Genomic DNA, 14,474 nt, shown 5'->3' on the forward strand with positions numbered 1-14,474 from the left:
GAATCTCTGAGTGGCGTCCCATTGAAGCCAACATGGAGTTCAAGATTCATGACACCGGTGTTTATTGCTACGACGATGGGAGTTCGATCTTGGATGGCATGTTGACTTTAGAAGAGGTGGAAATGATTGTTGATAGAAGATTTCCTCTGCTCCATGCTTTTGATAGTGAAAATCTTGTCCGTGACTTATTTGAACTCGGTAAACGTATTCGTAGCGATGTATACGCTCATGAGATTAACGCTGAGCAGGGAGTTTTTGCAGATCAAATCACAATGCCAAAGTGGATGCAAAGCAAGCTAAATGTCATGGGGATAGAGAAGTTATATCAGCATCAAGGAGAGGCTATCCAAAATATTCGCCAGGGACGGAATGTTGTCATATGTACAAAGACAGCATCAGGGAAGTCTCTTGCCTACAATATTCCCATCATGGAGCAACTAGTTGCCAATTCGGATGCATGTGCGCTTTATTTAGCTCCGTTCAAAGCATTAGTAGAGGACCAGTATTCTCATTTGCAGAAATGGGCTGATCCTGCGGATGAACAGGCGGCGAACAACTTCTCAGTAAATGGTTTCTCCCGTTTCGCAGTAAACGGACAACAGATATCCGCAGGCATTCTCCATGGGCAGCGTAACGTTCCCGAACACATGAGAAAAGACCAAGCATCCAGCTTAGTGTTCTCCGAAGGACGTTATTGGTTGACAAATGTACATTATCTACATTTAATTCTTCAAGGTGTAAGTTCACAAACAGGGAAAGGGCCTCAGTTGCTGCGATTTCTCAAAAATCTTCGTTATGTCGTCATTGATGAGCTGCATCAATACTCAGGTTTGTTAGGCTCCAAAGTATCAATGGTCCTTCGCAGACTAAGAATGCTGTGTGATCGGCTGGGAAACAAAGATATTCAGTTTATTGCCTGCTCAGCTACAATTGCCAATCCAAAATACTTGGTCGAGGAATTAACCGGAAAGCGGGGACTTAAGGGGTTTCATGAGATATCCAGTGCACAAACACCCGTGAAGAAAAAAGATATTTTAATGTGGAATCCAGGTCTCTCTGATGATGAGCAGAAAAAAAGAGCAACGGTATCTGATCTATATGAGATTCTGCGCACTGTATACAAGGGCGGGCGCTGGCCAAGAAGCATCATTTTCTCGAGCAGTCGCGGGCAAGCCCAGCTTCTTAGTCGTGAATTAAATATGATCGTGCGAACACATCTTCATGAACATGGAGAACTAGTAACAGATGAGCGACAAGAGTTATTTCTGCCGTACCATGCTTACCTCACTCAGGAAGTCAAAGAACGGACCATCCGAAAACTCGAGCAAGGCGAGATTTTAGGAGTTGTCACTACTAGTGCTCTAGAGGTGGGTATTGATGTAAAATGCCTAGATGTTTGTATTCTACTTGGATATCCAGGATCGCAAGCATCATTTTGGCAGCAAGCTGGTCGAGTGGGTCGCAGCAGAGACGGTGTGGTCATCATGATGGTACAAGAAGAACCGTTACAGCAGTATTTTGCCCGCCATCCTAAGGAATTCTTTAAGCTCCAACCAGAATCAGCCGCTATTAATACGACGAATCCAAGGCTTCTGAAGGAGCATCTCGTCTATGCGGCTCACGAGCAGGGGGGAACAGTTATCAATGCTATGAATTACGTGCGTTCATCGGCTCTTCGCAAGATAGTCGCAGAGACAAATGATCAGTGGCAGCAAATCGATGGAAAGCTTATCTATCAAGGTGAGCCGCCACGATATCAAACCTTAATAACCATGGGGGACACCTATACGGTAGTAACCAAGAATGGTTGGAACGAAGATATCTTGTTTCAGAGTGTGGATGGGCGATCCTTAATTCGGGACTATCACGTTGACGCCGTATTTCTCGGTCCTGATAATCGCACATTTTATAAAGTAAAGTGGGTTAATAACAAACAGCGGAAGGTCGCTGTAGAGCCAGTGAGAGCGGATTATCATACTAGGGGAATTGTACGTGACAGCATTGAGATTCATGACATTACCAATTCTCTAACTTCTAGTGATGACGAGATTAAGGCCAACATCGGAAATATTATCGTGAAACGCAGCACCTTTGGATATAAAAAAGTGTATAATCACGGCGCGATGCCCCCCGAAACGGTTCAGTTAACGAATACTTATCCAGTTAGTTTTCAGACGGAAGCCTTTTGGTTGATGTGGGATCAAGAAGGAAAGAACGCAATCCGGGGACTTCTTAAGGAACTGCAGGAACGTGAACTTGTTAACTTTGAGGACCTGTTCGAGGGGAGCCTACATGCAGTTGAACATGCATTAGCATCGGCGATTCCAGCCATTGTAAGGTGCAGTATGGCTGATTTTCAGCATACCTCCTTTTACTCCGGCTCAGCTCTGTTCGGGATGCCTGGAATGTTCTTCTATGACAGTCAGGCTGGAGGAGGCTCAGGAATAGTTGAAGTTGTGGCCGAGAAGTTCGGAGTATTATTGGATAAAGCAAAGCAAATCATTAGCAGCTGTGGATGTTCGAATGGTTGCCCATCTTGTATTCAGTTGTTTCATTGTGAGCGGCAGAATGAGCCGCTGCATAAAATCGGTGCTTTGATATTAATCGACTATCTACAAAAATCTTGGAAGAAAGGATAAATATTTTGAACTTTCTTCACGATACAAAATTTGAAATGTACGAGACAATCTATTTCCTGGAGAATGGGAGGGTGTCATGGAGACCATTTTACGTATCGGTGCTGAAGGCGGAAGCATAGCTCTTCGTGTAGAGAAGGATTCCAAGAATGGGTGGTTGTTCTTCATCGAGAGCAATGAGAATGCCATGGTAGGTTTTCTTGATGATGAAGATCAGGATCTATTGTCTTTACTACATCACAAACGACGGTTAGGTGAGAAAAATATTGATGAGGCTCTTGAGCTTCTAGAGCCAAATTGGAGAAATCTCTCCCCCATCGAAGTTCATCCGGATTTCGCTCTATCCATTTATAAAAAACTAATGATGAATCCTCCACATAATTTGGACAATTGGAGAAGGCTTTGTTTATTTGCAAACCCGCTTTACCGCTTGGCAGGTTGGATGAATGACTCAAAGTACACTGTTGTATTTCCTTAGCATGATAAGTTTATTCTACAAGCCCTTATTTTTTCTGTCCAACTTAGTGTAGCCGATCCACCCGAACTACAGAATATAGAGTGGGTTTCGCCACTTAGCAATGATAATATGGCGGAGTATAAAGATCAAGATTTCTTAAATCGGTTAGGTATAGACTATCTATCGTTGAAGTCATTCTGGCCGAAAGGTGGCCCTCAATGGGATGATCTAGGACGTATCAAACAGGCTAAAGGGAATGATGTTATTTTGGTAGAGGCAAAGTCAAATTTAGCTGAACTTAAATCCGGCGGTACTAAGGCAAGGTCCTCCTCCTCATTGAGTTTGATAAATAAATCTCTTCAAGAACTTAAGGATTATTTAGGTGTGGCTTCGGAATCAAACTGGGCAAATGTTTATTATCAATATTGTAATAGATTGGCACATCTCTATTACCTAAGAAATCATAAGGTTAAGGCCTATCTGGTTTTTGTCTACTTCATTGGAGATCACTCTGTGAAAGGACCTAAGACAAAGGAAGAATGGGCTTGAAGGGATTAAAAAAATGAAGGATAAGCTCGGGCTACCAGAAACAAATATACTGAGCCCCTATAACATAGACCTCTTTATTCCTGCAGGGGGAAAGATACCTTCTGAATAAGGCTTTTGATTTATGGCTCAATCTCTCGATCTACTACTTTAAAAGCAATAATAGAGACACTTCTTCCCCTAACCTAATAGCTATTTCGAATGAACCAGCAATTATGTTAGGGGAAGAACAATGTCGAAGACATATAAAGAGTTGATGATTAACTACTCAAAAATGAGTGGTAGCCAGTAGAGTTTCTTAAACGATTACATCATAAGCAGGTCGGCAAAGCTTGCCACTGCTTGAGGGAGGGTAGGCATGGACACGAATAACCAGCGGATGGACAGGCTGAGGCAGCGTCTGCAGGAGATGAGCGCAATGGCCGTTATCGACCCGATACTAGCACTGCAGTTGGAGGCATTAAAGAAGAAACTATCTGATCCACTTTACAAGGTGGTAGTGGCAGGGCACTTCTCGTCCGGAAAATCGATGTTTCTGAATGCGCTGATGGGCAACAAGGTGCTTATCTCTCGTTCAGGTGAGACGACCTCCTGTGCGACCCGGGTCTACCCTGTGGCGCCGGAGCACGCGCTTGCAGATACGATTCACGTACATCACCGGAACGGTGAGATAGAGGTAGGGCGGCTTAGCATTCAGAATTCGCTGCTGGTGGACGCCACTACGCTATATGGCACGCAGGACAGGCATGGTGAAATTCGATTAGTTGAGATTTATTACCCGCTGGCGGTAACTTCGGAACCGATCTGTTTCGTGGATACGCCGGGAGGTAACGGGATGACACCACATCTGTTCGATGCTACGAAGGAAGAAATCCAAAGCGCTTCGGCAATGGTCTTCATGATGTCAGATCGTGGGATAACAGCGTACGACAGCGATTTAATAGAATATATTAGAAGATACCAGGAACGCGTGTTTTTTGTCGTTAATCAATTGGATCGGGTCAGTCATGAGGAACGCCCAGAGCTGCTGAAGTTAGTCGCAGCCCACCTGCAGTCGATATTTCGGCTGGACGAGCTGCCTACGATATGGGGCGTGTCGTCTTCGCAAGCGTTGGAGGCTAAACTTTCCGGGGATAATTCGAAGCTTCAAGCGAGTGGGTTCGATCACTTCGAGCGGAGACTTCTTGAATACTGTGCACAGTCCGGATTGGTCAGTGACCATCTATACAATCTGGAGCGAGCCGTCACACAGCTCGAGGAAGAGTTGAGGGAGCAACAGAAGGAGATGGAGAGCAGGCTGAAGGAGCGGCAGGAGCGGCTCAACCTGCAGGTGAAACGGCAGATACTACAGATGGGTAGCAAGTATCGAGAGCTGGAACACAGCGTCCGTGATTATATAGCAATGGACAAAGAGCAGCTGCTAGCCGAGCTTGACGAAAAGATGAAGGAATGGGTCATTGCCGTGTATCAGCCTTTTTCAACGCTCACGCTTAAAAATGCTCAGGAGCTAAGCCACGATCTGCGGAACATTTATCAGCAGACAGGAGGAAACGGGACGGTGTTATTTGAACGGATGGAAGAGCGAATTAACAGATATGATCAGGTGACAGAGGAGCGGTTTGTTTATACTTATGCTTCATTTGCAGGGTTGATCGATCAGGATTTGGATCGCATATCGGCCTCCGTCCCTGGAAGAAATCGAGAAATCATTGAGCTGTTGCTACAATTCGAGCTTGGGGTAACGCCTTCGCGAAACTTCGCGCCTCTGATCGAGTCGTTGGAGAAGCACACAGTAACCTTCAATCGGATGGTAATCGGGGGATATCGCGAGCAGTTCAATCAGCTCAAACAGATGCATCAGCAGATGGCGAAGAAGGAGCAGGAGGAACAGAAGCTTGGTGCGGAGTTGCCCGAGATGGAGCGGGATTTGCAGAAAATGCAAAAGGATATCTCGAAGATTTCTGCTGACTATGAGTTGGCGGTAAAGAAGGAAGGATCGATGCCTTCCGTTGATCGGTGGACTGAGGAAGTGGAAGTATCCCGAGATTCGATTACCGGTTTTGGGCTGAGAGACTTTTTTTTCGGCAAGAAAAAGAAGGAAGTCACCCGTACGGACGACAGTAATCAGCGGCAATGGAAGGCGCGAATTCAGGAGCATGAGAGGCGCTATCGTGCCTCCGAGCAGCATCTGAGCAAGGAGTCGGAGCAACTTCAGAAGCGTATTAGCAGCACGAAGGTTACGGCTGTTCGACTGAAGCGAGAGACGGAGCAAGTGCGTCAGCAGATGGACGAAAAGGTGCTAGAGGAACTCATTCCAGGATTACAGCGATCCTATCGGCAGCATGCCAATCTCATAAATACCAAAGCGAAGCACCATCTGGAAGAAACGGCATTGTTCACAGTCGAGACTTGTCAGAAGATACTTCAGGAGGATAGAGCCTCAGTTCGAGATCAGATTTGTGAGTATATAAAGGAAAGCCGGGAAGCGGAAGAGCAGCGGCTCATGGATCGCATGATCATGGATATAGCCGCTATTCAGGAGGGGGAAGTCCGTTTATGATTACATCAAGACAGCAATTTCGGGATAAACTGGAGGCCGTGAAGAAGGTGCTGCAGGAGCAGCTGCTTTTTGCACAGCAGGTAACTAACCGGTTGGCGGCTCATCTGGATGTCCGTCAGGATGTACAGGAGCTGCAGCAGCTTAGGAATAATCTAGCTCTGGGACGTTTTGAGATAGTGGTGGTCGGTGAGTTCAGTACAGGGAAATCTACCTTCATCAATGCGTTGATTGGCCGGAAGGTTTTGCCAAGCAAGGCGCAGCCGACAACGGCGACGATTAACTACATACGACATGTCAATGAAAACCCGCATGGGGTGGAGGAAGCGATCGTTTTCTTCGAGGATGGCCGCAGTGAGCGGGTGCCGTCCCAGCAGCTGGAGCAGTACGTGACGGAGATGAGTACACTATTCTCGGTCGTTGAAGAGATCAGCCATGTTGATCTCTATGTGGAATCTCCTTATTTAGAAGACGGTGTCGTCGTCGTGGATACGCCCGGCATGCAGAGCTTACATAAGAAGCATGATGAGATTACTCGCAAGCAGATCGCGGTGTCTAACGCGAGCATATTTCTGTTCAATATCAATCATGCTGCGACGCGCACGGAGTTTATGTTCATTTCAGAGATCCAGAAATCGCTAGACCGTATTTTCTTCGTGGCAAACCGCTGCGATGAGGTGGATATTTCTGAGCAGTCGCTCGAATCTGTCGTGGCGTCCATCGAAGGTAAGCTGCAATATAACGATTATTTCGAGGTGAAGTCAGGCTACGCCAAAGTGTATCCCATTAGTGCGGCCAAAGCGCTTTATCAGCGCATTGGAGGTGAGCTGGCTACTGAGAAGGAACGGGCAGACGCCTTCCTGTATGGAAACTTCGAGGAAAAACTGTGGACGTACTTGACACAAGGTGAGAAAGCGCGCGAGATGTTGGTCCAGCCTCTGCTGCGTATGTCACTCTTTTACGAGAAGTTACTGAATGGTTTGGGAGAAAAGATGCAATTGCTTCGTGGCGAGCTGAACGTGGAAGAGACACGGGATAGCATCAAGCGGCTGCAGCAGCAGATTGAAACCCGCCGGATGGCGTTGACTGATGAGAAGGAGCGCTTGCATTTGGAGCTACGAGCCCTGAAGGATAACTTCCGGTCGGATTTTGAGGCGGATGTTCAAGCGGTGACCGTTGACCTGAAGCGGGAGTTGCACATTCAGCACATTGACGATTACGAAGAATTCCGGGAGCAAATTTTAAGTCATATACGTACTGCTTATACTGGCTGCGTTGAGCAGGCCCAAGAGCGCTTTAAGGAGCGTTTGGCCACGTTGGTGCTTAAATATACCGACCGCTTTGACGATGAACTGGGCGGGCAGCTTGGCGTCTGGCAAGGGGAGATCGGGCGTCAACTGGAATTAAGGTCGTTTAAGCAACGGGAGAGCGCTGAGCTGGAGCGGCTGAAGCAGGAGCAGAAAGAGGTTTTGCAGGAGATCGCTGCGGCCCAAAGCCGGCAGGATGAGTTTACTGAGACGGTCTCAGCGTATCATCATAACGAGCTGCTGGAGCAACGTAGGCAGCGGGAGGAAGATCTGCATCAAACCCGCTACAAATTGACGATGCACCAGTTTAACGAGACCCCGCAGTATGCTGAGGAACTGCAGAAGCGCGATCGAGAGGGCATTTTTGGATGGTTCAAGAATAAGCTCGTGGGACCAGAGGAAGTGACTGTCAAGGTAAGGAACGAGGACCGGAAGTCGCTGCAGGAAACACTGCTAGCCCTTGAGCATAAATACGATGCTATGATGAAGGAGCTGGATATCCGAAAGAAGGCACCCGGTATCTCGTCAGAAGAGGCACAGCGACACATACTTATTGCAGAACAGAAGGAGATCCAGTTGAAAGAGAATTACAAGCAGCTTCGTAACGATATTACGAGGGAAATGATGCAGATCAACGAGGATCAGCTTAAGATGCTGACCCGTGAGATCGAGAACGTGATCACCACGGCAGGCCATCAGGTGATCCGCTCTTACGATAGCATCATTACGTCACTGCATGGAGAGCAGATGGTAAATTACGCTTTTGATATGCATATTCGTCAACACGACCAAGAGATAGTCGAGATGAGTGCCCGTATTCAGGATCATGAGGCGCTCATTCATTTCAATAAGCAGAAACAGGATGAGCTGCTAGAACTGCTCAGTGAACTACATGGTGAGTTAAGCGGAAAAACCAAGGAGCTACAAGTACTCCAGGCTCAACTAGCGTGATTTGAGAAATGTTTCCCAGGTACACAGGAGAAAAATACGACCGATCAAGGAGAAGCTACCATGTCGATAATAAAACAAATGGACCAAATTTTGTTGGAGCTGCCGCTTGACGTTGCGAAGCAGCAAGAAATCCGTTTTCTACAAAGCGTTTATTTGAACGAATCGATGAAGGTAGCCTTTCTAGGACGATTCAGTGCCGGGAAATCCACCTTGATCAATGCGCTGCTCAACCGTCCTGGGCTGTTGCCAACCCGAACGACGGTCACAACGGCGCTACTCACTGAGATCCGCGCAGGACAAAGCGATAAAACTTTGCTCGTCCGAAAGGGGACAGAGGTTGAGCTAGGGATCGATGCGATTAAGGAATACACGCAAGATACTGAACAAATTGCTGACGTCGATTTGGTGAGCATTACGCTGGAGAAATCACTTCTTCCAGAAGGAGTTGTACTTCTTGATACACCGGGTGAAAATTCGTTGATCGACCGCCATTACGAGGAAGCTCACCGGGCGATTGCTGGCTGCGACGCAGCGGTTTTCGTTATGGACAAGGCTTCGTTGACACAGGCAAACTTGCTCTACTTGCAGATGATCCAGCAGTTCCAGCCGAATCTCATCTTCGTACTTAACCAGATTGATCGACTCGTAAAAGAGGAGGAAGGGGAGCAATTGGTTGAAATTATTACACGTCTGGAGGAGGAATTATCGTCAGCTCTTGGTATGGACGCCGTGGTTCATGCTTTATCGGCCAAAGAAGGCACGGGCGTCGACATATTTCGCAGCCAATTGTTCGAGAAACTCGTTAGTGAGGTCGAGAACTTCAAGAGTAGTACAACGGTTCTCAGACTGCAGCGTTTGCTGAACGAAGCTTCGAGTGAATACGCACAGGAAGAGAGTCTGCTTAAAGCTGTACTGACTGAAGGTAGTCAAGGCATTGAACATCAGAGGGTGCAATTGGACCGCGAGCGTACTCAGACGATGAAGATTGTTGAGAAGGAGAAGAAGTCGCTTCTCGGCGAATGCCAGCAGGTTCGGGCGAAGCTTAGAGGCGAGTTTCAACAACTAGGTGTGCGATTGAAGCAGGCTGCAGTCGAAGCATCAGGTAAGGTGAACGACCTCGATTCCTCGCAGACCGCTGGACTTGAACTACAGCAGAAGGTGCTGCAGGAGAAGAGTCGTTTTACTACCGTGGCATTGCAGGAGATAAAGGAGCATTGTACGAAGGGGTTTGAACTTCAACTTGCGGAAATCGAGCAGTCTGCCGATATGTTTCGAATTCCTGCACCGGATTTATCTGAGCTAGAAAGTCGACAGCAGCAGCGAATGGAAGCTCTGCACGGTAATTTGGAGCGTCTGATGCAGCGGTATGAGGCGGCTGCCAGTCAAAAAGATACAGCCGAGCCTGATGCTGTGATGAAGGAAGAGCTTAACGGTATAGAGGAGGAAGTGGAGCGGATTAAGCTACAACTAGATACCTCGTATGTCCCAGTGTACGTAGAACGAGAAGTAGGTGACTCTAACGCATTCAAGAAGCTTGGCAAGGATGTTGGCAAGTTGATCGACTTTGCGATCATGTTTGTACCGATCGCTGGGCAGACCACGGCGGCCAAAAAGCTGGCGACAGAAGGGCTTAAAGGTGTGACGAAGGAAGTGCTGCAGCAGTCTGCCAATGAGATGGTCAAGCATTCGGCTAAGGACTTGCTGCGGACCGGTCGGATCATCAAGTCGCAGGTGCCCTCCAACCCAATGCTAGATATACTCAATCTGGCGAGCTTCGAAGGCGTCGGCGAGAAGATTGGAGCGTCGTTGGACGAAGCTTATCGGTCGAGTAAGATCGAAATGGTGGAGGATGAGGAGCACCGCAAGACGTTTTTTCAGCGGAAGCAACAGCTGGAACTAGAATATCTCCAGAAGCAGCGCTCATTGAAACAGGTGAAGGGGGCCGTTCAAGACCAGAAGCAGGCAGAGCTGCGCCAAGCCGTCGAAAAAGTACAACTGGAGAGCTTGCTGCGCGAGAAGGAGAAGGAGATCCAGAAATTGGAGGATAAGCTGCAAGCGGATCGCCAGGAGGAGTGGGGGCGGCTACTTCGCACAGGCACGCAGGAAGTTATGCTTGGCTTCCTGGATAGGGAACTGGAACTGATAAACGCATGGGTCGAAGCTCAGCTGCACTTAACGCAGCGGGCTGTTTCGGAAGGGCTCGAGGAATACTATAGTGAGCAGTTCCAAGTGTTGGATACGAAGATGCAGCAATTGCTGGAGCGAGATCAAGCAGAATCGGAATCGCTTCGCCATAAGCTTGCAGAGGTGCGAGGCGCCATTGTAGGGTGCGAGCAACTGAAGGAGGCGTTAGCGCTTGGAGAAAGCGTTGGCATGGCTGGATGAGCGAATCCGTAAGAGCAGGTTGATTACGCAGGAAGAGACACGTCTCATCTCGGTATGGTGCCATCTGGCCGATTTGGCTGATGGCCTTCCCTCCGAACCAAGCAAATCTAGGACGTGGTCCCCATCCGAGAGCTTGCATGTGGATGTAAGTAAGGTGGAACCAATCAGGACAAATACAACTGAGCATAAGGCTACTGATACCTACGATTATTTTGCTGATCTAGATCTCGATTTTGCCGATATTGCTGAATCCCTAAGCAAAATTGGCGTCACACCGACAGAGTCGGCAGATGAGTCGACGGTCAAGCCTTTATTCTTCCGGGCGGGTGAAGCGGATGGTGAGGCGCTCAATACAGCCCTCATAGGAATAATCACCATACAAGAATGGGCAAATGAAGATCCCATTCTCCCTTTGCGCTTGGTGCTATTGCACAAGCTGTTCTCTCTGCCTTGGGCTGCGTATTGGCCAGAGTCGTTCTGCTTCGAGCAATGGATTTCGGCGTTTAGTGGGATGCTAGAATTCGTATACCATGAGCGGCCAGTGGTCCTGTTTAGCGAAGATGAGATTGAGAACGGCGCGTTTTGCCTCTTGATTGAGGAGCATATGGACGCGTTCACCCGGATGACTCGGGGAAAGATTCGTATGGGCTTGCCGCTTCCGCTGTTGCTGCTCCATCCTCTAAGGCTTTCCGTGTACCGCGAATCGGAGGGGCAAGACGAGACACCTACAGCGGAGCCCGCCATTATTTTGATGAAGGGTACGCTATCCCGCAAGCAACTTCAGCGGCTGTTATCGCTGAAGCCAAATGCTGTGTTCATTGATAATGAGAGAGAACAGGCGACCTTGATTTCTTGGCTAGAGGCTTATATGCCAATTGCGGCCCCACTGTCCGAATTAAGCCTGGAGCTGCTTTTCCGAAGCATCGATAGTATGTATGTGACCTCCAAGAGAAGAACTGACAATCATTACGGGGAAGCGGCAGCAGGGATGGAGCCCCTGCTGCTGAGGTTGTCGAAGCCTTGGAGAATCCAGGTCGCTACCTGGCTTCGGAATCCGGCGAGAACCTGGGAGGCCTTCGACGAATTATTTACTCGCGTAATTGAGCACGTATGCAATGATTGGTGGCTGCAGGTCCAGCCAGACCCGGTCCGGACGACAGGGACGATGCTGTATGTGGCCCGGGATTATCAGGAGTGCATTCTTCCAGGTCTGTCTTCCTACTATACCGATTTTATTCGGAAGTATCCCGAGTTATCTCTTTGTCCGGAAGCGGAGAAGCGTAAACTTTTGGAGACGACTGAGCATTATTTAAACGAATTAGTTCGCTACTTGGAGACAGCCTAGCTTGGTCGAGGAGGGAAAGGCATATGAACGACAAGCACGGTTCGGATTCGCTAAAGCTTCTTACTCATTTGGCGACATTGGAAAAGCAGGCTTCCGAAGCTGCGGCATGTCTGCTGAGTGACTTCAGGTCGAACACTGCGATTGTAATGGATGATCTGCTAACCATTATGCAGGCTGCGGAGTATGAGGATAGTGAGCTCAAACTTATGTTGTGGAACCAACTTCTTCTTGCGACTTTGGCGTACGAGCAACAACAGCAGGAGACGATGGCGAATGCCGGGGAAAAGCTTAACCGGAAGGGTAGTAAAACATCGGAGTATGCGAGGTTGCTCCGTACATATTTGGAACGGGAACCAAGTCGAATGATACCGTATCTGGAGGTATAACAAATGAATAAATTAGCAGGCATGTCCGCATTGCTCGGAGGACTTCCTTTTGTCGCCTTGAGCAAGATGAATGGTGAATGGAACGTGGTGACTCTTGGCGCCGGCGTGATTTTTGCGACGGTCGCTTATGCGGGTACGGCCAAACTGTCGAAGCTACGACAGCGACGGGATGAGGCGCGCCGCGAAGAGCAGACAGTCCGTCAGGAGCAACTGGCCACATGGCGATTGGAGATGGAGCAGCGTCTCGAGCAGCAGCGACAGCAGATGGAAGCGGGATTGTCCGCTTTGACTCAAGGTTTCGAGGTTCTAGGCGCTCGAATAGATAAGCAAACGGAGGCGGCATTGTCCGCTTTGACTCAAGGTTTCGAGGTTCTAGGTGCTCGAATGGACAAGCAGGCGGAGGCGGGATTATCCGTCTTGACTCAAGGCTTCGAGACTCTGGGTGCTCGAATGGATAAGCAGACGGAGGCGGGATTTTCCGCCATGACTCAAGGTTTCGAAGCTCTGGGTGCTCGAATGGACAAGCAGACGGAGGCGAGTTTGTCCGCCATGACCGCAGGCTTCGAGTCTCTGGGCGCTCGAATGGACAAGCAGACGGAGGTGGGATTGTCTGCCTTGATCCAAGGCTTCGAGGATCTGGGCGCTAAAATGGACAAGCAAACGGATGCATTTCGTGTGCTGGGAGAGGTCAGCCGCAACCTCTCGTCTCTTCGTGAAATTTCTGAAAGTCTAGAGAAGAGCCATGAGGCTTGGATCACTGCTTCCGAGCGAGACCGGGCCAATCTTGAGCAGCAGACCGGAGCACTAATGGACGCTCTTGTGCAAACGACGGAGAACAAACAGGCTGTTCGGGAACGGCTTGTGCAATTGCAGGAGCGTATGCTCAGTAAGCTGGTAAAGTAGTTCTCTATCGAGCATGGTTGGAAATACGATTATTGGGGAAAAGGCTGAAAATTTGGTTCGGTTCGAGGATCACTTTGATCCGGGTGCATGTAAGGTGATCAAGCTGTTTGTGAACTATCGCTCGCATCAACGGATTATTAACTTTTTTAATTCCTGGATGAAGCTATGCAATTGGAAGGACGGTATTCGAATCGGCTGGAAAAGTCGAATAAGCCGGATAACAGGAAGACTTCCCGCGTTATCAAACTTGTCGGCAACCGGGATGAGCGGCGTTGGCATGGAGAAGTGTATCAATTTTTACGCCATATCATGGAGCAAGGGATTATTTCTGATTGGAATCAGGTAGCATTCTTGTTTCGTTCTGTTCGTAGTCCCGAGGTGATGCGACTGGCGGACTACATGGAGAAACAAGGTATTCCCGTATTTGCTCCAACACGCAATGCATACTTCGACCGTCCTGAGGTGCAACTCGCTCTTGGCACATTTGGCGTGCTGTTGTCACAGATGGTAGACGAAAGGAGATTGCCTGATTATATCAAGAGATGCATGGTAGTGCTTAAGAAAGAGTCACTGTCACCGAGCATATTGATTTCGTTAGCTGTGTGAAGGCAAAATGGACAACTTTTATTGGGGACTTCGTCTGCGAAAGCTTCATCGATCTGTTCTACGAGCTACTGCAATTTAAGATGTTCCATCGGCTTGTTTCGACGAAGGATATAGGTACTGCGCAAGAGAGCCGAAAGGTTAGAAATATGGCGATGATGAACCAATGGATATTACGCTTCGAGCAGTTGCAGGAGCTGGCTGAGCTTGAATTTGCAGAGAAGGCGGTCGCCTTCTTTGATTTTATTGCTACGTACAGGAGATCGGGCAGGATGAATACGAGGATGAATCGGACTATGCGCCGAGCGGCTCCATATCGTTCTTTACTCATCACCAGTCCAAGGGGCTTGAGTTCCCGATTATTGTAAATGGATCGCTGGACAGCACGTATTACGCAC

The 14,474-nt window shown here is 48.4% G+C and carries 11 protein-coding genes; all 11 read left to right on the top strand.

Annotated features, from left to right (window positions below; genetic code table 11):
- Window positions 1-98 precede the first annotated feature (98 nt).
- The gene (locus DX130_RS03175; RefSeq protein WP_240644460.1) at window positions 99-2,639 is read left to right on the top strand and encodes a DEAD/DEAH box helicase; all 2,541 of its coding nucleotides are present in this window, start codon (window positions 99-101) and stop codon (window positions 2,637-2,639) included.
- Between the two features lie 76 nt (window positions 2,640-2,715).
- Window positions 2,716-3,114, top strand: a complete 399-nt coding sequence (locus tag DX130_RS03180) for a hypothetical protein (RefSeq protein WP_116042773.1) — start codon at window positions 2,716-2,718, stop codon at window positions 3,112-3,114.
- 108 nt (window positions 3,115-3,222) lie between these two features.
- On the top strand, window positions 3,223-3,642 hold the full coding sequence (locus DX130_RS03185; RefSeq protein ID WP_116042775.1) for a hypothetical protein: 420 nt from the start codon (window positions 3,223-3,225) through the stop codon (window positions 3,640-3,642).
- Between the two features lie 355 nt (window positions 3,643-3,997).
- Window positions 3,998-6,199 (top strand): dynamin family protein, encoded by a 2,202-nt coding sequence (locus DX130_RS03190; protein WP_116042776.1) that lies wholly within the window; start codon window positions 3,998-4,000, stop codon window positions 6,197-6,199.
- Window positions 6,196-8,454, top strand: coding sequence for a dynamin family protein (locus DX130_RS03195; protein WP_116042778.1), 2,259 nt, complete (start codon window positions 6,196-6,198; stop codon window positions 8,452-8,454). The genes DX130_RS03190 and DX130_RS03195 overlap by 4 nt, the downstream gene beginning before the upstream one ends.
- Window positions 8,455-8,514: 60 nt before the next feature.
- The gene (locus tag DX130_RS03200; RefSeq protein WP_116042779.1) at window positions 8,515-10,839 is read left to right on the top strand and encodes a dynamin family protein; all 2,325 of its coding nucleotides are present in this window, start codon (window positions 8,515-8,517) and stop codon (window positions 10,837-10,839) included.
- Complete coding sequence (locus DX130_RS03205) at window positions 10,811-12,184, top strand: hypothetical protein (protein WP_116042780.1); 1,374 nt, start codon at window positions 10,811-10,813, stop codon at window positions 12,182-12,184. The genes DX130_RS03200 and DX130_RS03205 overlap by 29 nt, the downstream gene beginning before the upstream one ends.
- Before the next feature lie 23 nt (window positions 12,185-12,207).
- Window positions 12,208-12,570: a hypothetical protein gene (locus tag DX130_RS03210; protein WP_116042782.1), complete on the top strand. Its 363-nt coding sequence runs from the start codon at window positions 12,208-12,210 to the stop codon at window positions 12,568-12,570.
- 3 nt (window positions 12,571-12,573) lie between these two features.
- Window positions 12,574-13,473 (top strand): coiled-coil domain-containing protein, encoded by a 900-nt coding sequence (locus tag DX130_RS03215; RefSeq protein ID WP_116042783.1) that lies wholly within the window; start codon window positions 12,574-12,576, stop codon window positions 13,471-13,473.
- A gap of 165 nt (window positions 13,474-13,638) precedes the next feature.
- Window positions 13,639-14,079, top strand: a complete 441-nt coding sequence (locus tag DX130_RS03220) for a hypothetical protein (RefSeq protein ID WP_116042785.1) — start codon at window positions 13,639-13,641, stop codon at window positions 14,077-14,079.
- Window positions 14,076-14,444 carry a hypothetical protein gene (locus DX130_RS03225; protein WP_116042786.1) on the top strand — a complete coding sequence of 123 codons (369 nt, stop codon included), beginning with the start codon at window positions 14,076-14,078 and terminating at the stop codon, window positions 14,442-14,444. Before DX130_RS03220 ends, DX130_RS03225 begins: the two co-directional genes overlap by 4 nt.
- The last annotated feature ends 30 nt before the right edge of the window (window positions 14,445-14,474 follow it).

Source organism: Paenibacillus paeoniae, assembly GCF_003388735.1.
In the GTDB taxonomy this organism is placed as follows: Bacteria; Bacillota; Bacilli; order Paenibacillales; family Paenibacillaceae; genus Pristimantibacillus; species Pristimantibacillus paeoniae.